General features: G+C 71.8%; 18 protein-coding genes and 1 other RNA gene. 2 read left to right on the forward strand and 17 right to left on the reverse strand.

All coding sequences use genetic code 11. From position 1 onward, the window contains the following. Positions 1–215 precede the first annotated feature (215 nt). The 3 genes from ACI2LY_RS18860 to ACI2LY_RS18870 form a co-directional block, all read right to left on the reverse strand. Entirely contained in the window at positions 216–1,874 is a 1,659-nt protein-coding gene (locus ACI2LY_RS18860) for a beta-N-acetylhexosaminidase (RefSeq protein WP_404708180.1), read from the reverse strand. 142 nt (positions 1,875–2,016) lie between these two features. Further along, a complete protein-coding gene (locus ACI2LY_RS18865; RefSeq protein WP_030810948.1) occupies positions 2,017–2,301 on the reverse strand; it encodes a DUF3039 domain-containing protein in 285 nt (94 codons plus the stop codon). Positions 2,302–2,330: 29 nt separating this feature from the next. Then, positions 2,331–2,906 carry a YqgE/AlgH family protein gene (locus ACI2LY_RS18870; RefSeq protein WP_388994241.1) on the reverse strand — a complete coding sequence of 192 codons (576 nt, stop codon included), beginning with the start codon at positions 2,904–2,906 and terminating at the stop codon, positions 2,331–2,333. Between the two features lie 247 nt (positions 2,907–3,153). Here ACI2LY_RS18870 and murA point away from each other — a divergent pair, with 247 nt between their 5' ends. Further along, positions 3,154–4,494, forward strand: coding sequence for a UDP-N-acetylglucosamine 1-carboxyvinyltransferase (gene murA, locus ACI2LY_RS18875; protein WP_031182632.1), 1,341 nt, complete (start codon positions 3,154–3,156; stop codon positions 4,492–4,494). Positions 4,495–4,559: 65 nt separating this feature from the next. Here murA and ACI2LY_RS18880 read toward each other — a convergent pair whose 3' ends face one another. From ACI2LY_RS18880 to ACI2LY_RS18925, 10 genes are all read right to left on the reverse strand, one after another. After that, a complete protein-coding gene (locus tag ACI2LY_RS18880) occupies positions 4,560–4,841 on the reverse strand; it encodes an HU family DNA-binding protein (protein WP_018549700.1) in 282 nt (93 codons plus the stop codon). Positions 4,842–5,108: 267 nt separating this feature from the next. Beyond that, a complete protein-coding gene (locus ACI2LY_RS18885) occupies positions 5,109–6,533 on the reverse strand; it encodes an NAD-dependent malic enzyme (RefSeq protein ID WP_404708097.1) in 1,425 nt (474 codons plus the stop codon). Between the two features lie 315 nt (positions 6,534–6,848). Beyond that, positions 6,849–9,164: a HelD family protein gene (locus ACI2LY_RS18890; protein ID WP_404708098.1), complete on the reverse strand. Its 2,316-nt coding sequence runs from the start codon at positions 9,162–9,164 to the stop codon at positions 6,849–6,851. An 87-nt stretch (positions 9,165–9,251) separates the two neighbouring features. Next, positions 9,252–10,073: an anti-sigma factor family protein gene (locus ACI2LY_RS18895; RefSeq protein WP_404708099.1), complete on the reverse strand. Its 822-nt coding sequence runs from the start codon at positions 10,071–10,073 to the stop codon at positions 9,252–9,254. Continuing rightward, entirely contained in the window at positions 10,073–10,666 is a 594-nt protein-coding gene (locus ACI2LY_RS18900; RefSeq protein ID WP_393596616.1) for a sigma-70 family RNA polymerase sigma factor, read from the reverse strand. Before ACI2LY_RS18900 ends, ACI2LY_RS18895 begins: the two co-directional genes overlap by 1 nt. A gap of 270 nt (positions 10,667–10,936) precedes the next feature. Continuing rightward, complete coding sequence (locus ACI2LY_RS18905; protein ID WP_404708100.1) at positions 10,937–11,503, reverse strand: CGNR zinc finger domain-containing protein; 567 nt, start codon at positions 11,501–11,503, stop codon at positions 10,937–10,939. Between the two features lie 97 nt (positions 11,504–11,600). Beyond that, positions 11,601–12,785, reverse strand: a complete 1,185-nt coding sequence (locus ACI2LY_RS18910) for an acyltransferase (RefSeq protein ID WP_404708101.1) — start codon at positions 12,783–12,785, stop codon at positions 11,601–11,603. Next, complete coding sequence (locus tag ACI2LY_RS18915) at positions 12,782–14,929, reverse strand: bifunctional polysaccharide deacetylase/glycosyltransferase family 2 protein (protein ID WP_404708102.1); 2,148 nt, start codon at positions 14,927–14,929, stop codon at positions 12,782–12,784. The genes ACI2LY_RS18910 and ACI2LY_RS18915 overlap by 4 nt, the downstream gene beginning before the upstream one ends. 31 nt (positions 14,930–14,960) lie before the next feature. After that, positions 14,961–15,914 carry a hypothetical protein gene (locus ACI2LY_RS18920; RefSeq protein ID WP_404708103.1) on the reverse strand — a complete coding sequence of 318 codons (954 nt, stop codon included), beginning with the start codon at positions 15,912–15,914 and terminating at the stop codon, positions 14,961–14,963. 202 nt (positions 15,915–16,116) lie between these two features. Further along, positions 16,117–17,100, reverse strand: a complete 984-nt coding sequence (locus ACI2LY_RS18925) for a LysR family transcriptional regulator (RefSeq protein WP_404708104.1) — start codon at positions 17,098–17,100, stop codon at positions 16,117–16,119. A gap of 85 nt (positions 17,101–17,185) precedes the next feature. Between ACI2LY_RS18925 and ACI2LY_RS18930 the strand changes: the two genes are divergently transcribed. Then, entirely contained in the window at positions 17,186–18,370 is a 1,185-nt protein-coding gene (locus ACI2LY_RS18930; RefSeq protein WP_404708105.1) for an MFS transporter, read from the forward strand. Positions 18,371–18,444: 74 nt separating this feature from the next. On the opposite strand, the gene ssrA is transcribed toward ACI2LY_RS18930, so the two are convergent. From ssrA to ftsX, 4 genes are all read right to left on the reverse strand, one after another. After that, positions 18,445–18,813, reverse strand: a transfer-messenger RNA (tmRNA) gene (ssrA, locus tag ACI2LY_RS18935). A gap of 91 nt (positions 18,814–18,904) precedes the next feature. Continuing rightward, complete coding sequence (gene smpB / locus ACI2LY_RS18940) at positions 18,905–19,468, reverse strand: SsrA-binding protein SmpB (protein WP_388994270.1); 564 nt, start codon at positions 19,466–19,468, stop codon at positions 18,905–18,907. A 76-nt stretch (positions 19,469–19,544) separates the two neighbouring features. Further along, positions 19,545–20,732 carry a S41 family peptidase gene (locus ACI2LY_RS18945; protein WP_404708106.1) on the reverse strand — a complete coding sequence of 396 codons (1,188 nt, stop codon included), beginning with the start codon at positions 20,730–20,732 and terminating at the stop codon, positions 19,545–19,547. 67 nt (positions 20,733–20,799) lie between these two features. After that, positions 20,800–21,720, reverse strand: a complete 921-nt coding sequence (gene ftsX / locus ACI2LY_RS18950) for a permease-like cell division protein FtsX (protein ID WP_030810990.1) — start codon at positions 21,718–21,720, stop codon at positions 20,800–20,802. Positions 21,721–21,735 lie beyond the last annotated feature (15 nt).

A 21,735-nucleotide genomic window follows, 5' to 3' on the forward strand; every position in this document is an offset into this window, starting at 1 on the left:
CCTTCCCGCTGCCCCACCTGGTCGCGCCTGTGCTGCCGTACGGTACGTGCCGACAGGGCGGACGTGGCAACTCTGGCACATCTTCGCAAGGCTCGGACGCGCGGGTCGGCCAAGGGGTGTTGACCCACTCCATCGGGCGGATGGTCCCGTTTACACCCCCATCTGCGGGCGGGTCCCTTTGACCCTCTTCGGTGCCCTCGCGGGCGGTTCTCCCGTTACGTGTCCGAGCGGCCGTTCGAGGGCGTGGGCTCCGCGGGCGGCCCCGTGAACGGCCGTCCCGGCACTCCGGGGCGCCGCTGCCAGGGGTGGGGGCCGCCGGGCGGGCGGTAGGCGACGCCGAGCGCGTCAAGTCGCCGGTAGTGGGCGCCCATCCGGCGCTCGAAGTCCGCGAGGTCCCGCTCGCCGGGCGCGGGCAGCGGGCTCCAGACCACCTCGGCGAACGCGGCGAGCCGGGGGAAGACCTGGTAGTCGACGCGTCCGGCGTCCTCGGTCACCTCGGTCCACACATTGGCCTGGGCGCCCAGCACATGGCGGGTCTCGTCGGCGGTGAGGCCGTCCGGTACGGGCTCGAACCGGTAGACGTCGGCCAGAGTGCGGACGTAGCCGATGGGCACCGGTTCGTCCTCGCCGGGCGCCTGCCGGTGGTCGAGGTAGACGTGCTGCTCGGGGCACATGACCACGTCGTGCCCGGCCCGCGCGGCGATCCGGCCGCCCCGGTGGCCGCGCCAGGAGGAGACGGCCGCGCCGGGCGGCAGCGGGCCGTCGAGGATCTCGTCCCAGCCGACGAGCCTGCGCCCGCGCGCGGCGAGCCAGGCGCCGAAGTGTCCGGCGAACCAGGAGCGCAGCCCGTCCACGTCCGCGAGCCCGAGTTCCGCCGCGCGGGCCCGCGCGGCGGGCGACTTCCGCCACTGGTCCGGCGGGCACTCGTCGCCGCCGAGGTGCACGAACGGCGACGGGAACAGCTCCAGCACCTCTTCGAGCACGCCCTCGTAGAACCGCAGCACGGCCTCGGTGGGGGCGAGCACGTAGGGGGAGATCCCCCAGTCGTCCCGGACGGTGAGGCCGACGGTGTCGACGGCGTCGGTGTTGCCGAGTTCCGGGTAGGCGGCGATGGCGGCCTGGGAGTGGCCGGGGAGATCGATTTCCGGGACGACGGTGATATGCCGTTCGGCGGCGTAGGAGACGATCTCCCGGATGTCGTCCCGGGTGTAGTGGCCGCCGTGCGGTTTCGCCTCCCAGAGCGGGGACGAGCGATGGCCGAATTTGGTCCGCGCGCGCCAGGAGCCGATCTCGGTGAGCCGGGGGTGGCGCTCGATCTGGACGCGCCAGCCCTGATCGTCCGTCAGATGCAGGTGCAGCACGTTGAGTTTGTGCGCGGCCAGCAGATCCAGATAGCGCAGCACGCCTTCCTTGGGCATGAAGTGCCGGGCCACGTCGAGCAGCATGCCGCGCCAGCCGAACCGGGGGGCGTCGGCAATCCGCACCTCGGGCAGCCGCCAGGTGCGGCCGGGCAGCGGGGCGCGCCGGAAGGCGTCGGGGCCGAGCAGCTGCCGTAGCGTCTGGGCGCCCCAGAACAGCCCGGCCGGACCGCCGCCGCGCAGATCGGCGCAGGTGGGCGTCACGTCGAGCCGGTAGCCCTCGGCGCCGAGTTCCGCGGTGACCCGCGGGTCGACGCCGAGCCGTACGACGTTCTCGCGGCGGCCGTCGGCCGGGGCGAGGGCGAAGCCGGTGGCCGCGCCCAGGGTGGCGCGCAGCCAGCGCGCGGTGCCCTCGGCGCCCTCCCCCAGGGCCGCCAGGCCGGTGCCGGGACCGAGCGGGAATCCCTCGCCCGAGCCTTCGTACGCCTCGATCGGCGCCGGAATCACCTCAGGAATCCCACCGGTCACTTCAGCCCCCGAAATACCTCGGCGCACGGCCCGGAATCCGGGTCACGGGGACGCTGCCCCGGCACCCGGTGAAACACGCGCGAAAAACACCGGGAAACGCGCCGGAGGCAATCCCTCGCAGGAGGCGGCGTTACTTCTTGTCCTTGTCCCCGCCCTTGTCGCCACCGCTGCTCATGGACTCGTAGATCTCCTTGCACATGGGGCAGACGGGGTACTTCTTCGGGTCGCGGCCCGGCACCCAGACCTTGCCGCACAGCGCCACGACGGGCGTGCCGTCCAGGGCGCTCGCCATGATCTTGTCCTTCTGGACGTAGTGGGCGAAGCGCTCATGGTCGCCGTCGCCGTGGGACACCTGTGGCGTCGGCTCTACGAGGGTCCCCGTACCAGTCCCGCGCTCGGGCTCAAGAGTGCTCATAGGGCCAAGGGTACTGAAGCTCACAGGCATCAGTTGAGCGATGGGTCGTCCGGATACGTGGCCACCATCGCCAGGTCCCCGCGCTGCCGTCGGAGCACCTCGCGCCACAGCCGTTCGGGGGCCGGGGAGGAGATGTCGCCGGGCTCGGACTCGACCACGTACCAGGCGCCCTGGTCCAGCTCGTCCTGGAGCTGGCCCGGCCCCCAGCCCGCGTACCCGGCGAAGATGCGCAGCGCGCCGAGGGCGGAGGCGACCAGCTCGGGCGGGGTCTCCAGGTCGACCAGGCCGATCGCGCCGTGTACCTGCCGCCAGCCGAGCGGAGCCGCGCTCTCCCCCTCGCCGCCGCCGGGGACCACGGCGATGCCGAGCGCGGAGTCCAGCGAGACGGGGCCGCCCTGGAAGACCACCCCGGGCTCGCCCGTCAGGGCCGCCCAGCCGGCCAGCACATCGCGTACGTCGACCGGGGTGGGGCGGTTGAGGACCACCCCCAGGGAGCCCTCCTCGTCGTGGTCGAGGAGAAGCACCACCGCACGGTCGAAGTTCGGGTCCGCCAGGGCGGGGGTTGCCACGAGCAGCCGCCCTGTGAGCGAGGACACCTCGGTCATGCCAGACATGATCCCGCATCCCGGCCCCGTGTGGGGAGCCGAACGGCACATGAACAGCGAGCACGCCCTCCGGGGAGCCGTGCGGCGCGGTGACCCGACGTGCCCGCGGGGAAACCGTTCGTGTTGTGACACGGCTGGCCGGTCCTCGGGCTTATGGGCGAAGGGTGATCCGCCATTACCCTGTCTCTCCGGCCCCTGCGCAAAGTGATCGGCCGACCCCTGCCCGACTCATCGGAACGCGAGATTCATGACCGTCAACGACGATGTCCTGCTTGTCCACGGCGGAACCCCGCTGGAGGGCGAGATCCGTGTCCGCGGTGCGAAGAACCTCGTGCCGAAGGCCATGGTCGCCGCCCTCCTGGGCAGCGCGCCCAGCCGCCTGCGCAACGTCCCGGACATCCGTGACGTGCGGGTCGTGCGCGGCCTGCTCCAGCTGCACGGTGTGACGGTGCGGCCGGGCGAGGAGCCGGGCGAGCTGATCCTGGACCCGACCTACGTCGAGAGCGCGAACGTCGCCGACATCGACGCCCACGCGGGTTCCAGCCGTATCCCGATCCTGTTCTGCGGCCCGCTGCTGCACCGCCTGGGTCACGCCTTCATCCCCGGTCTCGGCGGCTGCGACATCGGCGGCCGGCCGATCGACTTCCACTTCGACGTGCTCCGCCAGTTCGGCGCGACCATCGAGAAGCGGGCCGACGGCCAGTACCTGGAGGCCCCGCAGCGGCTGCGCGGTACGAAGATCGACCTGCCGTACCCGTCGGTGGGCGCCACCGAGCAGGTGCTGCTGACGGCCGTGCTGGCCGAGGGTGTCACCGAGCTGTCCAACGCGGCTGTGGAGCCCGAGATCGAGGACCTCATCTGCGTGCTGCAGAAGATGGGCGCGATCATCGCCATGGACACCGACCGGACGATCCGCATCACCGGTGTGGACTCGCTCGGCGGCTACAACCACCGCGCCCTCCCGGACCGCCTGGAGGCCGCCTCCTGGGCGTCCGCGGCGCTGGCGACCGGCGGCAACATCTACGTCCGGGGCGCCCAGCAGCGCTCGATGATGACGTTCCTGAACACCTACCGCAAGGTCGGCGGCGCCTTCGAGATCGACGACGAGGGCATCCGCTTCTGGCACCCCGGCGGCCAGCTCAAGTCGATCGCGCTGGAGACGGACGTACACCCCGGTTTCCAGACCGACTGGCAGCAGCCGCTGGTGGTGGCCCTCACCCAGGCCACGGGCCTGTCCATCGTCCACGAGACGGTGTACGAGTCCCGCCTCGGCTTCACCTCGGCGCTGAACCAGATGGGCGCGCACATCCAGCTGTACCGGGAGTGCCTGGGCGGCTCGGACTGCCGCTTCGGCGCGCGGAACTTCCTGCACTCGGCGGTCGTCTCCGGACCGACCAAGCTGCAGGGCGCCGACCTGGTCATCCCCGACCTGCGCGGCGGCTTCTCGTACCTCATCGCGGCCCTTGCCGCCGAGGGCACCTCGCGGGTCCACGGCATCGACCTGATCAACCGCGGCTACGAGAACTTCATGGAGAAGCTCGTGGAACTGGGCGCGAAGGTCGAGCTGCCGGGCAAGGCGCTCGGCTAGCGGCACCCGAGTACGCAGAATGGGCGGCCCCCTTTCGGGGAGCCGCCCACTTTGCGTTATGGGGGTTACTTGCCCTTCGCGGCTTCCTTGAGCTTCGAGCCCGCGGAGACCTTCACGCTGAAGCCGGCCGGGATGTTGATGGGCTCACCGGTCTGCGGGTTGCGCGCGGTACGAGCGGCACGGTGGGTGCGCTCGAAGGTCAGGAAGCCGGGGATGGTGACCTTCTCGTCGCCCTTGGAGACGATGTCGCCGACGACCTCGGCGAACGCGGCCAGCACGGCGTCGGCGTCCTTGCGGGTCACCTCGGCGCGGTCGGCCAGCGCGGCCACCAGCTCACTGCGGTTCATGTTCTTACTCCCGTGTTCTTCTTGCCAATGAGGCGTGAGGTGAGATCGATGCCGATGCGCTCGCGCCCAGAGACGCATCCTGCCCCTACCTGCGGCGGGAAAGCCAATCCGGCACCCGTAGGAGTCATGAGAACACCCTAGGGAGTCACACGAAAAGCGCCTGCCCCGCCGACACCCTAGAGGGCGTCACGACCGGGGAACCGACGACTCGCCGTAGGGGAGGCAGCGCCGGTCCACACAACCTCCCCGACCCTACGGCACGTGCCGCTAGGACGTCGCAGCCGCCGCTCCGGCCGCCTTGGCGGCCTCCCGAACCGCTCCGGCCACCGCGCCCGCGACCTTGTCGTTGAAGACGCTGGGGACGATGTAGTTGGCGTTCAGCTCGTCCTCGGTCACCACGTTGGCGAGGGCCTGCGCGGCGGCGAGCATCATCTCGGTGTTGACGGTGCGGGACTGGGCGTCCAGCAGGCCCCGGAAGACACCGGGGAAGACCAGCACGTTGTTGATCTGGTTGGGGAAGTCCGAGCGGCCGGTGGCCACCACGGCGGCCGTCTGACGGGCCACGGCGGGGTCGACCTCGGGGTCCGGGTTCGCCAGTGCGAAGACGATCGCGCCGTCCGCCATCGCGGCCACGTCGGCGCCGTCGAGGACGTTCGGGGCCGAGACGCCGATGAAGACGTCGGCGCCGCGCACGGCCTCCTTGAGGGTGCCGGTGAGGCCCTCGGGGTTGGTGTTGTCCGCGATCCAGCGCAGCGCGGAGTCCGCCGGGGCGTCGACCAGGTCACCGCGGCCGGAGTGCACCACGCCGTGGATGTCGGCGACGACGGCGTTCTTGACGCCCGCGGCCAGCAGCAGCTTCAGGATGGCCGTACCGGCCGCTCCGGCGCCGGACATGACCACCCGGATGGACTCCATCGTGCGGCCGGTGACGCGCAGCGCGTTGGTCAGCGCGGCGAGCACCACGATGGCGGTGCCGTGCTGGTCGTCGTGGAAGACCGGGATGTCCAGGGCCTCGCGCAGCCGGGCCTCGATCTCGAAGCAGCGGGGCGCGGAGATGTCCTCCAGGTTGATGCCCGCGAAGCCGGGGGCGATGGCCTTGACGATCTCCACGATCGCGTCGGTGTCCTGGGTGTCCAGGCACAGCGGCCAGGCGTCGATCCCGGCGAACCGCTTGAACAGGGCCGCCTTGCCCTCCATGACCGGCAGCGCGGCCTTGGGGCCGATGTTGCCGAGGCCCAGCACGGCGGAGCCGTCCGTCACGACCGCAACGGAGTTGCGCTTGATGGTCAGACGCCGGGCGTCCTCGGGGTTCTCCGCGATCGCCATGCAGACCCTGGCCACACCGGGGGTGTAGATCATCGAGAGGTCGTCACGGTTGCGGATGGGGTGCTTGGACTGCATCTCGATCTTGCCGCCGAGGTGCATCAGGAACGTACGGTCGGAGACCTTGCCGAGCGTGACGCCCTCGATGCCGCGCAGCTCTTCGACGATCTCGTCGGCGTGCGCGGTGGAGCTCGCGGCGATGGTGACGTCGATCCGGAGCTTCTCGTGGCCGGACGCGGTCACGTCGAGGCCGGTGACCGAGCCTCCGGAGGACTCCACGGCGGTGGTGAGCTGCGATACGGCGGTTCCGCTCGCGGGCACCTCCAACCGGACCGTCATCGAGTAGGAGACGCTGGGCGCCGTTGCCATGGCCGACTTCCTCTGCTTTCACCGTGACGCGTGTTGTGCCGTCCGATCGTCGCACCTACCGCCGAGTACGTGGTAGTCGGCTCCGATTGCGGACGTTGTGTTCTCGGACTCGTCGCCCAAGACGAGAGGCCCACGTCACAGGGACGCGGGCCTCTCGCTCACATTCATGACACCGACCCGCCATGCTCGCCTCGCGGCAAGTGGTCGCTCGTAGCGACGATGGTTGGGCCCGGGGGCTTGGATCGGGCCGGTGCCACGACAAGGCTAACAAACGGACCCCGGGGGGCATTCCCCCGTGCACGCGGTTCGGAGAACTCAGTCCCGCAGCAGGTCCGGGACGCGGGCGGCGTCCGGCTCGTCGCGGTCGCCGGAGACGACGGTGAGCTGCTGGGTCGCTCGGGTGAGGGCGACGTACAGCACCCGCAGCCCGGCCGGGGACTCGTCGGCGATCTCGGCCGGGGAGACGACCACGGTCGCGTCGTACTCCAGGCCCTTGGCCTCCAGGCTGCCGAGGGCGACCACGCGGTCCCCGAGCCCGGCGAGCCAGCGGCGGGCCTCCTCGCGCCGGTTCATGGCGACGACGACGCCGACGGTGCCGTCGACCAGGGAGAGCAGCCGCTCGGCCTCCGCGCGGACGGTGTCGGCCAGGGAGTCCCCGGCGACCTCGAAGCGCGGCTGGACGCCGGTGGAGCGTACGGCGCGGGGCGACTCGGCGCCGGGCATGGCGAGGGCGAGGACCTTGGCGGCCAGCTCGGCGATCTCGGCCGGGTTGCGGTAGTTGACGGTCAGCTCGAAGCGGCGCCGGGGGCGGGAGCCCAGGGCCTCGTCGCGGGCCCCGGCCGCCTCGTCCGGGTCGGACCAGGAGGACTGGGCGGGGTCGCCGACGACCGTCCAGGTGGCGTGCCGACCGCGGCGGCCGACCATGCGCCACTGCATCGGGGTGAGGTCCTGGGCCTCGTCCACGATGACGTGCGCGTACTCGGTGCGCTCCTGGGCGAGGCGTTCGGCCCGCTCGCGCTGGGTCTCCTCGCGGACCGGCATCAGCTCGTCCAGGCCGGTGAGCTGGTCCAGCGGGTCGAGTTCGCGCTTCTTGCGGGGGCGGGCGGGGGCGCCCAGGATCGCCTGGAGCTCGTCCAGCATGGCGATGTCGTGCACGGAGAGGCCGTCCCGCTTCAGCGCGCGGGCGACCTTGCGGACCTCGCCGGGGTTGAGCACCCGGCGGGCCCAGCGGCCGAGCCGCCGCTCGTCGGCCATGGCCGCGAGGACGCCCTGCGGGGTCAGCTCGGGCCACCAGGCGTCGAGGAAGGCGATGAAGGAGTCCTCGTCGGCCACGTCCTCGTCGAAGGAGGCGCGCAGCTCGGCGGCCAGCTCGGGGTCGGTGTGCCGGGAGGCGGCGCCGGACTTGGCCCACAGGGCGTCCAGCAGCAGCTTGCGGGCGCGGGGACGGAGCAGGTTGACCGGGGCGGTGCCGCCGAGCGCGGTGCGCCGAACAACCTCCAGTTCCTGGGCCTCCAGTTCGAGGCGGCGCCCGAAGGCCACCACCCGCAGCCGCTCGGGCGGGGTGCCGTCCCCGGCGCCGAGTTCGAGGGCGCCGCGCGCGGCCCGGCGCAGCACCTTCAGCATCCGGTAGGAGCCCTTGGCGCGGGCGACGGCGGGTGAGTCGTGGAGCGTGGCCTCGGCACCGTCGACGAGCGAGCCGATCGCGCGGATGGCGACCTGGCCCTCCTCGCCGAGGGAGGGCAGCACGCCCTCGGTGTAGGCCACCAGCAGCGGGGTCGGCGAGACGATCAGGATGCCCCCCGCGTAGCGTCTGCGGTCCTGGTAGAGCAGATAGGCCGCGCGGTGCAGGGCGACGGCCGTCTTGCCGGTGCCGGGGCCGCCCTCCACGTAGGTGACGGAGGCGGCGGGGGCGCGGATGACCTGGTCCTGCTCGGCCTGGATCGAGGAGACGATGTCCCGCATGGTGTGCCCGCGCGCCTGGCCGAGGGCGGCCATCAGCGCGCCGTCGCCGATGACGGGCAGTTCCCCGCCGTCCAGGGTGGCCTTCAGCTCGGGGCGCATCAGGTCGTCCTCGACGCCGAGGACACGGCGGCCCTTGGAGCGGATGACCCGGCGCCGCACGACCCGGCCGGGGTCGACGGGGGTGGAGCGGTAGAACGGCGCGGCGGCGGGTGCCCGCCAGTCGATGACCAGCGGGGAGTAGTCCTGGTCGAGGACGCCGATCCGCCCGATGTGCAGGGTCTCGGCGATGTCGGCGGTGTTGTCGGGCCGCACGGCGCCCTCGGCGGGCTCCACGGCGGTGTACGCGCCGTCCGGGCCCTTCTTGCCGTCCTTGCCCTGGAGCAGGTCGACACGGCCGAAGAGGAAGTCCTCGAACTCGTTGTTGAGCCGGTTGAGATGGATACCGGCCCGGAAGACCTGCGCGTCCCGCTCGGCCAGCGCCCCCGGTGTCCCCACATGGCCGCGCTGGGCCGCGTCGTGCATCAGGAACTCGGCCTCGTGGATCTTCTCCTCGAGCCGCTGGTACACCCGGTCCAGGTGTTCCTGTTCGACGCTGATCTCTCGGTCCCGTACGGAGTCGTTAGCGCCGTGTACCGAGCCGACCGCGGACTGCTGAACCTGAGCGGCCACCGGGCCCCCTTCTGACGTGCTGGGCAGCCGTCAACCGTACGCGAAGAGGACCCGGCAAAGCTACGCGGGCGTGGTTCTGGACATCCGCTATGCGTCCACTTGGACGAGCTTCTTCCCGTCGAGGGTCATCACGTCGAAGTGGGCGATCTCGTCCGGCTGGAGCGCGGTGCCGCCCCCGATGAACAGGGGGTTGCGGGACTGCTCGGTCTTGCCGTCCGGGAGGCCGTAGCCGTCCTTGGGCACGCTCCAGGAGCCGAGGGTCTGCCGCTCGCCGTTCTTGCCGACCGCGATCAGGGAGCACTTCTGCTCGCCCTTGACACCGCCGAGGCGCAGCACGGCGTCGGTGCCCCAGGTCTTGCCCTGCAGGGCGACGGTCGCCGTGACGCCGGTACCGGCGTCCGCGCCGGTGACCTTGGTGGGCAGCTGGTCGAAGTGGTCCTTGGCGGAGGCGGCCAGCGGGGTCGCGGTCTGACTCGTGCCACCGCCGCTCACCGACATCACGGCCACCGGGCCGCCGATGATCAGCGCGGCCGCGGCCGCGACCAGGTAGAAGCCGCGGCGCCGCTTGCTCGCGCGCCGCTCGGCGACCTCGTCGACCAGCTTCTCGACCAGCCTCGGGCTCGGCCGCGCGGACAGCGACTCCCCGATGACGGGCGTGCTGCCGGTGCCCGGCAGGTCCGCGAGGGCGGCCAGCATGGGCTCCATCCCCGCGAGTTCGTCCAGTTGCTGGGCGCACCACTCGCAGCCCGCGAGATGTGTCTCGAACGCGGTCGCCTCGGTGTCGTCGAGAATGCCGAGGGCGTAGGCGCCGACGGTCTCGTGTTCGTTCGGCACCGGAGATCCCTGCATGGGGCCAGACATACCCGTACCCCCCGCGCCGAATCCTCGCATTCCCCCGTACACGCTCATCACGCCGTCACCCCCCGCTCCTCCAGTGCCAGCTTCATCGATCGCAGGGCGTAGAACACCCGTGAGCGGACCGTGCCGCTGGGTATCCCGAGGGTCTGTGCCGCCTCGTTGACGGTACGCCCCTTGAAGTAGGTCTCGACGAGGACCTCACGGTGGGCCGGGGTCAGGTCGTCGAGCGCGTCCGTCAGCGTCATCAGCCACAGCGCCTTGTCGATCTCGTCCTCCGCGGGGATGACCTCCAGCGGCGACGGATCGACCTCCTGCGGCCGGGCCTGCCGGCTGCGGTGGCCGTCGATGACGATGCGCCGGGCGACCGTCACCAGCCAGGGGCGTACCGAACCGGTCGCCCGATTGAGCTGACCGGCGTTCTTCCAGGCACGGATGAGCGTTTCCTGTACGACGTCCTCGGCGCGCTGCCGGTCACCGGCGACCAACCGGAGGACATAGGCGAGGAGTGGTCCGGCGTGCTCCCGGTACAGGGCACGCATCAACTCCTCGTCGGGTTCCGACGACTGTGAGGGCTGCGAGGACATGCGATGTCGGGCCCTCGATCCAGGTTCATTGGCCACGGCCGCATCCTTGCGCACGCCCACCTCCGGTGTCCGGGGCTTGCCCCCGTCGGTCGCTCGCCCCTTCGTACGGGGCGGGAGGCGCGGTTGTTCAAGGTGAGGTGGTGTTTTTCTCAAGGGCTATGTGACGAGCGGGACATGCGCGCACATTCTCACCGCGCGATCTTTACATTTCCGACACCGTGTCAAGTGCAGCTGGGCTGCCCTGACTTATGGTCAGGCAAACCCGGTGTTGCCCAAATCACACCGCTCAAGTGGATGCTTCTTTCCGGCACTTGGGCCGTACCCGGACGTTCAGGACCGGGCGAGCGCGACCCGCCTGCGATGCCGGGCGACCCGCTCCCGGTTCCCGCAGACCTCGCTGGAGCACCATCGCCTGCGGCGCCCGCGGGAGGTGTCGAGATACAGCAGCGGGCACCCGTCCGCCTCGCACTCGCGCACGGCCGCCCGCGCGAGGGGGTCGGTGAGGAGGTCGACGGTGTCACGGGCGAGGAGGGAGAGAAGGGCGGCGCACCGGAGCGGCTCAGCCAATTCCCTGACCAGACAACCCTTTTCGCCGGGTACAGCACGGATGGCCGGGGGTGCGGCGGCGCGGGCGGCGTGGTTGATCCGGTCGAGCGAGTCACCGGGGTGCGCGGTACGCGCCCGGATCAACCGGTCGGCGTGCAGCCGCAGTTCGAGGAACCGACGGACCCATTCCGCGTCGGCCTGCCGAAGCGAGGTCCCCACGGGCACCAGCCCCGACCCGACGACCCACTCCTCCAACTCCCCTACAGTGCCGATCCGTTCCTCCGGGTGCGCGGTGGCCAGCAGGTCCAGGCAGCTTCGCCCGGCGTCGAATCGTGGCGTACCGGGTGCCATGCGCTTCGGTCACCGCCTAGGCAGGAGGGCGTCTTCTCGCTCCCCTCCACAGTGCTCCTCCCGCTCGGCGGCCGGAACCCCTCGCGTCCCGGCCCGGTCAGGTCGCGCGGTGGCGGCTGGCCGGGCGCGGGCGCCCGTCCGGCCAGAGCTGGGGCTTGCGTCTCGCCGCCAGGTCCTCCGCCCAGCCGAAGGTGAGGACGCAGGCGCAGACCAGGGTCCAGGTGAGGGCGAGGACGGGCCAGGAGCTCTCCAGGAGCCAGGGACAGCCCTCTTCCAGGACGTCGTAGCGCCAGAGCTGGTCCCAGAGGGTGGAGGCGACAAGGATGCAGAGGTTGTGCCAGAGATAGATGGTCACCGCGCGGGAGTTGAGCAGGGTGATCAGCCGGTCGAAGGGGCGCAGCAGCCGGGGCCACTCGGTCCAGGTGGGGCTGATGTGCAGCAGGAGCAGCACGGTGGCCAGCGACCAGAGGGACTGGGCGAACGGGATGTCGTCCAGGTCGTGCCCCGCCCGGAAGCCGTGGGTGAGCGCGTACCAGAGGCCGAGTCCGGCGACGAGCGGGGTGACGGAGGGCACGACGTAGCGCGGGATGCGCTTCAGGACGCCCTGTTGGTGGGCCATGCCCAGAATCCAGCAGGCGCCGAAGGTGCTGAAGTCGGTCAGCGCCGACGGGAGCCGTTCGCCGGGGAGTTGGAGGTGGCCGAACTCGAAGGCGGCGGCGAGTGCGATCGGGGACAGCACTGTGATCCAGGGGATCGCCTTCAGCGCCCTCAGCAGGACCGGGGAGAGCAGGACGAACCACAGGTAGGCGCGGATGTACCAGAGCGGTCCGGCCAGTTCGGCCGCCCAGTCCGGGCCGAGCACCCCGTGGACGCCGGGCAGCGTGCCCGCGTACGGGGGGTCGCTCAGCGGCAGCACCCAGAAGCCCAGGTGGGCGAACCACCAGCCGGGGTGTCCCTCGGCGTCCGGACGCCAGCCCTGGAGCACCATGCCGGACACCCCGAGCGCCCCCAACAGCCAGAGCGGGGGCAGCAGTCGGCGCAGTCGGCCGCGTACGACGTCCACGGCGGGGCGCTTCAGGGAGCGGGCCATCAGGTTGCCCGCGAGGGCGAACATCACGCCCATGGACGGGAAGACGACGGGCAGCCAGGACCAGCCCATCAGGTGGTAGAAGACGACACGGAAGAGGGCGACCGCGCGGAGCAGGTCGAAGTAGCGGTCCCGGACCGGGGCCCGTCGCCGTACCGGCTCGGGGGCCACCTCGGGAGTGAGGGCCGTCGTCATCGCAGCGCTCCTTCCGCCGGGACCGGGGCCGACACCCCGCCCTTGCGGCGGAGCTTCTGCCAGCGCAGTCGGCCGCCGGTGAGGGCGGTGATCCAGGACTGGAGCAGCACGACGTACATCAGCTGCCGGTACAGCAGTTGCTGGAGCGGCAGGGAGATCAGCGGGGTGAGCCGCTCCCGGTCCAGTGCGAAGGCGTAGGCCGCGCAGACGGCCTGGACGGCCAGGACGGCGAACCAGGACGCGATGGTCTTGGCCGTGGGGCCGAAGACCAGGCCGTAGACGAGGAAGATGTCGATCAGCGGGGCGAGCAGCGGCGCGACCACCATGAACAGGGCGACCAGCGGCAGCCCGACCCGGCCGAACCGCCCCGAGGGCCCGCGTTCCAGCACGGCCCGGCGGTGTTTCCAGATGGCCTGCATGGTGCCGTAGGACCAGCGGTAGCGCTGGGACCAGAGCTGTCGCACGGATTCCGGGGCCTCGGTCCAGGCGCGGGCCTTCTCCGCGTAGACCACCCGCCAGCCGTCGCGGTGCAGGGCCATGGTGATGTCGGTGTCCTCGGCGAGGGTGTCGTCGCTCATCCCGCCGACCCGTTCCAGCGCGGTACGGCGGAACGCGCCGACGGCGCCGGGGATGGTCGGCATGCAGCGCAGCACGTCGTACATCCGGCGGTCGAGGTTGAAGCCCATCACATACTCGATGTGCTGCCAGGCCCCGATGAGGGTGTCCTTGTTGCCGACCTTGGCGTTGCCCGCGACGGCGCCGACGCGCGGGTCGGCGAAGGGCTGCACCAGCTCGCGGACGGTGGACGGCTCGAAGACGGTGTCGCCGTCCATCATCACGATCAGGTCGTGACTGGCGTTCGCCAGACCCCGGTTGAGGGCGGCGGGCTTGCCCGCGTTGTGCTGCCGCACGACCCGTACGCCGGGCAGCGCGAGTCCCTCCACGATGCGGGCGGTGCCGTCGGCGGAGCCGTCGTCGATGACGATGACCTCCACCGGATGCTCCCCGCCGACCAGCGAACGCACCGTGTTCTCGATGCACTTGGCCTCGTTGTACGCCGGGACCAGCACGGTCGCCGGTTCGGTGACCGGCGCCGGGCCCCAGCGGAAGCCGCGGCGGCGGGTGCGGCGGGCGTGCGCGGCGGACAGCAGCAGCATCAGCCCGAACCGCCCGAAGACCAGCACACCGATGACGGCGAGGCCCACGACGAGCACGGTGGTGAGGCCGTCGGCCGCCTTGACCAGCGCGATCCACGCCTTGCCGGTCCACAGTCCGAGCCCGGTGACGGGGGTGTCGGCGCTCGGCGCGTCCAGTGCCTCGGTGAGCGTCTGGAAGCGGTAGCCCTCGTGCTGGAGCCGGGGCAGCAGGGTGTCGATCGCCTGGACCGTCTGGCTCCGGTCGCCGCCGGAGTCGTGCATGAGGACGACCGCGCCCTTGCCCTTCGCGGGCGTGGCCCGGCGGATGATCTCCTCGGCGCCGGGCCTGCGCCAGTCCTCGCTGTCCCGGTCGTTGAGCACGATGAGATAGCCGCGCCCGCCGACGTACTCGCTCACCGGCCAGGACCGGTCGTCCATCGCGGAGGCGAAGGAGGAGTACGGGGGCCGGAACAGCGAGCTGCGGATACCGGCCGCGCCCGCGAGGGCCAGCTGCCCCTGGGACAGCTCCCAGTCGACCCGGCGCTTGGACTGGTAGGAGAGGTCGGGGTGGTTGAAGGTGTGCAGGCCGACCTCGTGGCCCTCGTCCACCATGCGCCGGACCAGCTCCGGGTAGCGGGAGGTCATCGTGCCGGTCACGAAGAACGTGGCCCGCGCGTTTTTCCGCTTCAGCGCGTCGAGCACCTGGGGTGTCCAGGTCGGGTCGGGGCCGTCGTCGAAGGTGAGGACGATACGGCGTTCCGGCACCCGGAGGCTGTCGGTGCGCCCGCCGCGGGTGTCGATGACGGGGCCGCCGTCGGTGATCTTCGCGGGCACCCGGTCGCTGGGTGCCTCGGGCCGGACGCGGTGGTCGGCGAGGATCTCGTTGTGGACGTAGCCGTGCAGCATGAGCATGGCCAGCGTGGCGAGCAGCACCAGGAAGGCCAGCAGCGGGCGCAGCGGTAGCCGACGGCGCCGGGGCAGGGCCCGGCGGGCGGTTCGCGGAGTCATCAGGGGTTCTTCCGGTCGAGGACGCGGCGGGTCATCCGGCGGCGGGCCGGGCGGCCGAGCCCTGGGGCTGCGGGCCGCCGTCTGCCGGGGACTCGGTGGCGACCGGGCTGGGCGCGGTGGTGCTCGGCGCCGGGGACGCCTCGGTGGACGCGGTCGCGGTGGGCGTCGGCTTCGGGCTGCCCCCGCCGGGAGCGGGCGGCGCGGACCGGCCCGGTGTCGGGCTCGCCGCGGCGGGCGGCCGGGCCGCCGTGGTGGCCCCGGCGCTGGGACTCGCCCGCCCCGGTACGGGTACGGCGGCCACGGTGACCGGTGCGGTGTCCGGCGCCGCCGGTTCCGTACCGGTGCCGGTGCGGGCGCGCTTGCCGGGCGCGGCCGGGGCCGAGGCGCTGGGCACGGGCGAGGAGTCGACCCGGCTCGCGGGCTTGTCCTCCTTCTGCGGCACCGGCAGCCAGGGCGCGTCGGAGCTGCCGGAGAGCAGGGTGATCCCGATGACGGCGGCGTAGCCCGCGCAGAGGCCCGCGACCAGCAGCCCGAGACGGCGGAAGGTACGGCTGCGGCGGCCGGACTCGTCCACGAACACCGGGCGGTCCGAGGCGTCGGCGGCCTCGGGGCCCGCGGCCCGGACGGAGTCGAGCTGGACGGTCACCTCGTGCGGATCGTGGGCCCCGGAGCCGGGGCCGGACGCGCCGGGCAGCATCGCCGTGCGCTCGGTACCGGACAGGTCGCCCGAGGGGCGGAAGTCGGCCGCCGCGCGCGGGGTCCCGGAGCGCGGCAGCAGGGCCGTCGCGTCGGCCCCGGCGAGGGCGGCCGGACCGCCCCGGAGTATGGCCGCCGCCGCGAGGGCCCCGGCGTCGGACGGGCGTACGACGCGCGGGAACGCGGGGCGTCCGCCACCCGGCGAGGCCGTGCCGTCCCGGCCCAGATCAGCCTCCGCGACGGTTCCGGTTTCCGGAAAAGCCTGAGTAGTACCCCCTGCCACCTGCATGTCTCGTGCCGCCGGGGCCACTTCTGGCCATTCCGGTCGACGGTCTTCCCGCCACTGTTCCATGTGCGCACATCCCCCCACGGGACTGTTCCGGGGTGCGCCGGCGACACCGAGCACGCGCCGGCCGGACCAGGCCCCCACCCGGTCCGAACGCCCCCCTCTACCCCAGTGCTCGGGTCCCCGAATGTAGCGCAAGGTGAGTTCACGTGTGCTCGGAGTGGCGGAAAGGGCCGTTCATCACCTCGACATCCATGGCCGGAATCCATCGGTCACCGGGCGGCGAAAGCCACTTCTCGGCACGGGCCAGCTCGGCCGCCGCCGCCTTCAGCGCGTCCAGCGCGGGATGGACCAGCCCCTTCCGCCACACCAGCGAGACGGGCGAAAGCGGAACCGGATCGACCAGGGGCCGCAGCGCCGCGCCCGACATGGCCGGAAAATCCACCACCGCGAGCACCGGCATCCGGCTCGCCGCCATCACCCGGGCGAACTCCTCGGCGCCGAGAACCACCGGATGGGGTGGCGCCAGCCGGATACCGCGTCCCTCGAAGAGCTGACGGGCCAGCTCGGTCCACTCCCGCGTACCGGGGTTCCCCGCCCCGGCGTACACCGTCTCCCCGGCAAGTACGCCGAGCGGTACCTCGGGCAGCGCGGCCAGCGGGTGGTCCTCGGGCAGCAGGACCGCCATCGGCTCGTAGCGCACGGGCTGTTGGGCGAGGCCGGAGCGCAGCACCGGGTCCAGACCGGCGAAGCGGCCGAAGGAGACGTCCAGCCGCCCGGCGAGCAGGGCGGCCGCCGCCCCGGTGAGGCCGCGCTCGTAGCGAGCCAACAGCTCATGTTCGGCCGCCAGTTCGCGGGCCCGGAGCAGTACCCGGCGGCCGGTGAGGGGGCCTTCGGAGTTGACGTCGACCAGCAGCGGGCGGGCGCTGCTGAAGGCGGCGAGGAGGTCGTCCTGGGCGGCGAGCACCCGCCGGGCGTGCGGCAGCAGCCGCTCGCCGTCCGCGGTGAGCGTGACCTGCCGGGTGGTACGGAGGAACAGCTCGGCGCCCAGCTCCCGTTCGAGCCGCCGCACGTCCCGGCTCAGCGCCTGCTGGGCGACGTAGAGCCGGGCGGCGGCGCGGGTGAAGTGCAGTTCCTCGGCGACGGCGACGAAGGCGCGCAGCAGCCGGGGTTCGATCGCGGGAGGCATGGCGGCGAACTTACAACGCGGGCGCGTGAATCGGCGCGGAACAGGTGTTGGACCGGCGTCCGCCGCACGGGAGAGCGTGAACGGCATGTCCACGCCCACCGCAGCCGCCTACCGCCGTCTCCTCGCCCGTCCGGGCGCCCTCGCCTTCACCGCCGGAAACCTGCTCGCCCGCCTTCCGATCGGCATGGCCGGGGTGAGCGCGGTGGTGATGATCGCCGGTGCGCGGGGCTCGTACGCGCTCGCCGGTGCGGTCAGCGCGACCGGGCTGGTGGCGAGCGGTCTCGCGGGCCCCTGGCTGGCCCGGCTGGTGGACCGGTACGGCCAGGCCAGGGTGGCCCGGCCCGCGACCCTGGTGGCGGTGCTCGGCGCCCTCGCCCTGCTGCTGTGCGTGCGGTACGACGCCCCCGACTGGACGCTGTTCGCCGCGTACGCCACCTGGGCGGCCACCCCCAACGTCGGCGGGCTGTCCCGCGCCCGCTGGGCGCACCTGCTGCGGGACGACCCTGACGCCCGGCACACCGCGAACTCCTTCGAGCAGGCCGCCGACGAACTGTGCTTCATGCTGGGCCCGGCCCTGGCGTCCTTCCTGACCGGCACCCTCTTCCCCGAGGCGGGCACGCTCGCCGGGGCGGTGCTGCTGGCGGCCGGGATGCTCCTGTTCACGGCCCAGCGCGCCACCGAGCCCCCGCCGAGCCCTGCGACGAGGGCGCCCTCCCCGCTGCGCGCCCCCGGCATCCGGCCCCTGCTGGTCTACTTCACGGCGACCGGGGCGGTGTTCGGGTCGATGGAGGTCGTCACCGTGGCGTACGCCGACGCCCAGGGGCAGCGTGCGGTGGCCGGGGTGGTGCTCGCGCTCCAGGCGGCCGGGTCGTGCGCGGCGGGCCTGCTGTACGGGGCCCTGCCGCCGGGCCCGGCCGCGCGGCGGCTCGGGCGGTGCCTGCCCGCGATGGCCGCGCTGATGACGCTGCCCTGGCTCGCCGCCACGACGGGCTCACTGTGGGTGCTGGCGGGGGCCCTGCTGGTCGCGGGCACGGCGACCGCGCCGACGATGGTCACGGCGATGACCCTGGTCCAGGAGCGCACCCCGGACGGCCGTCTGAACGAGGGCATGAGCCTGGTGGTGACGGCGCTGCTCACCGGGATCGCCTGCGGCTCGGCCTCCGGCGGCTGGGCGGCGGACCACCTCGGCGCGGGCACGGCGTACGCGATACCGGCGCTGGCGGCCGCCGCGGCCTGCCTGCTGGGCTGGGCGCTGCGGGGCGCCCGGTGAAAGACGAAGGCCCCGCCGCTGATCGCGACGGGGCCTTTGCCCACATGGGTTCCGGAGACCCGAGGGCCTCCCGATCGTGGAGATGGCGGGAATCGAACCCGCGTCCACCGGTGCAGAAACAGGGCTTCTCCGTGTGCAGTCCGCTTCGATTTTCTCGGCCCCGGAGATCACGCGGACAAGTCTCCGACGGGCTCAGTCACTGTTGGATTTCCCTCTTCACCCCGTGACCGGGATCAAGGTTTAGTTCCCTAGCTGATGCCAGGATCCGGGTCGGGAACAGCCCCGGGCTGACACTTCGCAAGTCGCTACTTAGGCAGCGAGGGCGAAGGAATCGCGCTTGGTGTTGGCGATTATTGGTTGCGACATATGGTTTACGAGATCATTGCCGCTTCCTCGACACGCTTCCCCTGCTTCGACATCCGCTGTCGAAACCGATCATCCCCATGTTGTTTTTTCAATGCCCCCCGCAGGAGGCGGCGCACCCTCGATGGAGTGCTGTGCCATCGTACGTGACCAACGCGGGAGTGTGCCAGCTTATTCCCGGCGGTCGGTCTTGGCGCCGCGCTGCTTGCGCTTGGCGGCCGCGATCGCACGGTCCGACTCGCGCCGGTCCTGCTTCTCGCGCAGGGTCTGCCGCTTGTCGTACTCCTTCTTGCCGCGGGCCAGCGCGATCTCCGCCTTCGCCCGGCCGTCCTTGAAGTACAGGGCGAGGGGCACGATGGTGTGGCCCGTCTCCTGGGACTTCACCTCCAGCTTGTCGATCTCCTCGCGGTGCAGGAGCAGCTTGCGCTTGCGGCGCACGGAGTGGTTGGTCCAGGTGCCCTGGCTGTACTCGGGGATGTGGGCGTTGTGCAGCCACGCCTCGTTCCCGTCGATCTGGACGAAGCCGTCCGCCAGCGAGGCCCGGCCCTGGCGCAGCGACTTCACCTCGGTGCCGGACAGCACGATCCCGGCCTCAAAGGTGTCGATGATCGCGTAGTCGTGCCGCGCCTTCTTGTTCTGGGCGACGAGCTTGCGCTTGCCGTCCTTGGCCTTGGCGGAGGCCGCCCCGCCCTGCTTGGGCTGGGACTCCTTCGGTACGTACATTCCCTTACTCATAGTGCCGCCATTTTCGCACCATGACGGGGGGCGATGGGAAGCGGATTAGGGGTGAGGTCAGGGGCCGGTCAGGGGGCTATCGGGAGTCGCCGAGGCCGGTGAGGACCGTTTCCGCGCGCTTCAGGGCGCTCGGGCCCGGCTCCAGGTCCGGGGTGATGCCCCGGCCGTCGACCGCGTGACCGGAGGGGGTGCGGTAGTGGCCGACGGTCAGCTCGGCCACCGAGCCGTCCGGCAGCGCGGTCGGCATCTGCACCGAGCCCTTGCCGAAGGTGCGGGAGCCGATCACCACGGCCCGGCCCCGGTCCTGGAGGGCGCCGGTCAGCAGCTCGGCCGCGCTCATCGTGCCCCCGTCGACCAGGGTGACCAGCGGGCGGGCGGTGTCGCCGCCGGAGGCCGCGTGCAGGGCGCGCTGGGCGCCGTCCACGTCGTAGGTGGCGACCAGGCCGCCGTCGAGGAAGCAGGAGGCGGTGGCGACGGCCTCGGTGACCAGGCCGCCGGAGTTGCCGCGCAGGTCGAGCACGACCCCGCTGCCCGCCGGGGCGCGCCGCACGGCGGTCCGTACGGCCTTGGCGGAGCCCTTGGTGAAGGCGGACACCCGGACCACGACGACCCCGGCGACCGGGTCACTGACGGTCACCGGGTCGGTGGAGAGCCGGGCCCGGTGCAGGGTCCGGGACCAGGAGTCGGCGCCGCGCTGGATGCCGACGGTGACCGGGGTGCCCGCGGACGCGTCCTCGGCGTCGCCGCGGAGCAGGGAGACCACCTCGGTGACCGGGCGGCCGTCGACCTCGCGGCCGTCCACGCTGCGCAGCCGGTCGCCCTTGCGGATGCCCGCGTCGGCGGCGGGCGAGCCGGACCGCACCCGGCTCACGGTGACCCGGCCGTCGCGGGCGCGCTTCGCCCACAGTCCGACGCCGGTGTACTCGCCGTCCAGGGCGTCGCGGAACTCCTGGTACTCGTCCTCGGAGTAGACGGCGGCCCAGCGGTCCCCGCTGCGGCTGACGGCCTGTTCGGCGGCCTCGGTGGGCGACTCGCCCTTCGCCATGGCCTCGGCGGCCGCCCGGCGCACGTCCTCGGGGCGGGGCTTGCCGGTGGCCCGAATCCCCTCGGCCGACCGGGCGTTGGCGTCGAGGCGGCGGGCCTGCGCGGTGTCCGGCAGGGAGCCCGTGACGGCCCCCGCGGTGATCGCTCCGGCGAACACCAAGGTCAGGGCGGCCCCGCGGCGTTTGCGGCGGGGCTGGCGGAACAGGGCGCGGCCTGACATGGCGGTGAGTCTAGGACAACACGAAGGGCCGTACAGACGGATGCCTGTACGGCCCTCTTGGCATGTGTCACACCTTCAGGTACTTGCGCAACGCGAAGAACGCCGCCAGGGAAGGCATCAGCACACTGGTCGCGAGGATCAGCGGCAGCTTGGTCAACACCGAGTCCCAGCCGATGAAGTTGATGAGCGTCAGCTTGCTCGACAGGGCCATGCCGTGGTCGATGGTGAAGTACCGGCCCAGCACCAGGAACACGCACGCGAGGCTGCCGCCGATGAGTCCGGCGACCGCGGCCTCCATGATGAACGGCGCCTGGATGTAGAAGCCGGAGGCGCCGACCAGCCGCATGATCCCGGTCTCCCGGCGGCGGCTGAACGCCGACACCCGCACGGTGTTGACGATCAGCAGCAGCGCGACGAACAGCATCAGCGCCATCAGGAACAGCGCCGCCCGGTTCATCAGGTTGAGCAGCTGGAAGAGGTTGTCGAGGATGCTCCGCTGGTCCTGCACCGACTGCACACCGGCCCGCCCGTTGAACGCGGTGGCGATCACCTGGTACTTCTGCGGGTCCTTGAGCTTGATCCGGTACGACTCCTGCATCTGGTCCGGCGTCAGCGAGCTGGCCAGCGGGGAGTTACCGAACTGCTCCTTGTAGTGCTTGTAGGCCGTGTCCTGCGACTCGTAGGTGACCTTCTCCACGATGGAGGACATCTTGCCGAGGTCGGCCTGGATCTGCTTCTTCTGGTCCTCGGTGGCCGCGCCCTTGGCGCAGTTGACGTCCGACTGGGCGTCGCTCTTGTTGCAGAGGAAGATCGAGACGTTGACCTTGTCGTACCAGTAGCCCTTCATGGTGCTCACCTGGTCGCTCATCATCAGGGAGCCGCCGAAGAGGGCCAGGGACAGGGCGACGGAGACGATGACGGCGAAGGTCATCGTCAGGTTGCGGCGGAGACCGACACCGATCTCCGACATGACGAACTGGGCGCGCATGGCGTCTGGTCGAGC

The organism is Streptomyces sp. NPDC002176 (genome assembly GCF_044903645.1).
Lineage (GTDB): Bacteria > Actinomycetota > Actinomycetes > Streptomycetales > Streptomycetaceae > Streptomyces.

Bases quoted from the DNA above. Each gene is read 5' to 3' on its own strand.
- ACI2LY_RS18865 (WP_030810948.1), bottom strand. From the start codon at position 2,301: ATGAGCACTCTTGAGCCCGAGCGCGGGACTGGTACGGGGACCCTCGTA.
- ACI2LY_RS18870 (WP_388994241.1), bottom strand. From the start codon at position 2,906: ATGACCGAGGTGTCCTCGCTCACAGGGCGGCTGCTCGTGGCAACCCCC.
- murA (WP_031182632.1), top strand. From the start codon at position 3,154: ATGACCGTCAACGACGATGTCCTGCTTGTCCACGGCGGAACCCCGCTG.
- ACI2LY_RS18880 (WP_018549700.1), bottom strand. From the start codon at position 4,841: ATGAACCGCAGTGAGCTGGTGGCCGCGCTGGCCGACCGCGCCGAGGTG.
- ACI2LY_RS18885 (WP_404708097.1), bottom strand. From the start codon at position 6,533: ATGGCAACGGCGCCCAGCGTCTCCTACTCGATGACGGTCCGGTTGGAG.
- ACI2LY_RS18895 (WP_404708099.1), bottom strand. From the start codon at position 10,073: ATGAGCGTGTACGGGGGAATGCGAGGATTCGGCGCGGGGGGTACGGGT.
- ACI2LY_RS18905 (WP_404708100.1), bottom strand. From the start codon at position 11,503: ATGGCACCCGGTACGCCACGATTCGACGCCGGGCGAAGCTGCCTGGAC.
- ACI2LY_RS18910 (WP_404708101.1), bottom strand. From the start codon at position 12,785: ATGACGACGGCCCTCACTCCCGAGGTGGCCCCCGAGCCGGTACGGCGA.
- ACI2LY_RS18915 (WP_404708102.1), bottom strand. From the start codon at position 14,929: ATGACTCCGCGAACCGCCCGCCGGGCCCTGCCCCGGCGCCGTCGGCTA.
- ACI2LY_RS18920 (WP_404708103.1), bottom strand. From the start codon at position 15,914: ATGCAGGTGGCAGGGGGTACTACTCAGGCTTTTCCGGAAACCGGAACC.
- ACI2LY_RS18925 (WP_404708104.1), bottom strand. From the start codon at position 17,100: ATGCCTCCCGCGATCGAACCCCGGCTGCTGCGCGCCTTCGTCGCCGTC.
- ACI2LY_RS18930 (WP_404708105.1), top strand. From the start codon at position 17,186: ATGTCCACGCCCACCGCAGCCGCCTACCGCCGTCTCCTCGCCCGTCCG.
- smpB (WP_388994270.1), bottom strand. From the start codon at position 19,468: ATGAGTAAGGGAATGTACGTACCGAAGGAGTCCCAGCCCAAGCAGGGC.
- ACI2LY_RS18945 (WP_404708106.1), bottom strand. From the start codon at position 20,732: ATGTCAGGCCGCGCCCTGTTCCGCCAGCCCCGCCGCAAACGCCGCGGG.
- ftsX (WP_030810990.1), bottom strand. From the start codon at position 21,720: ATGCGCGCCCAGTTCGTCATGTCGGAGATCGGTGTCGGTCTCCGCCGC.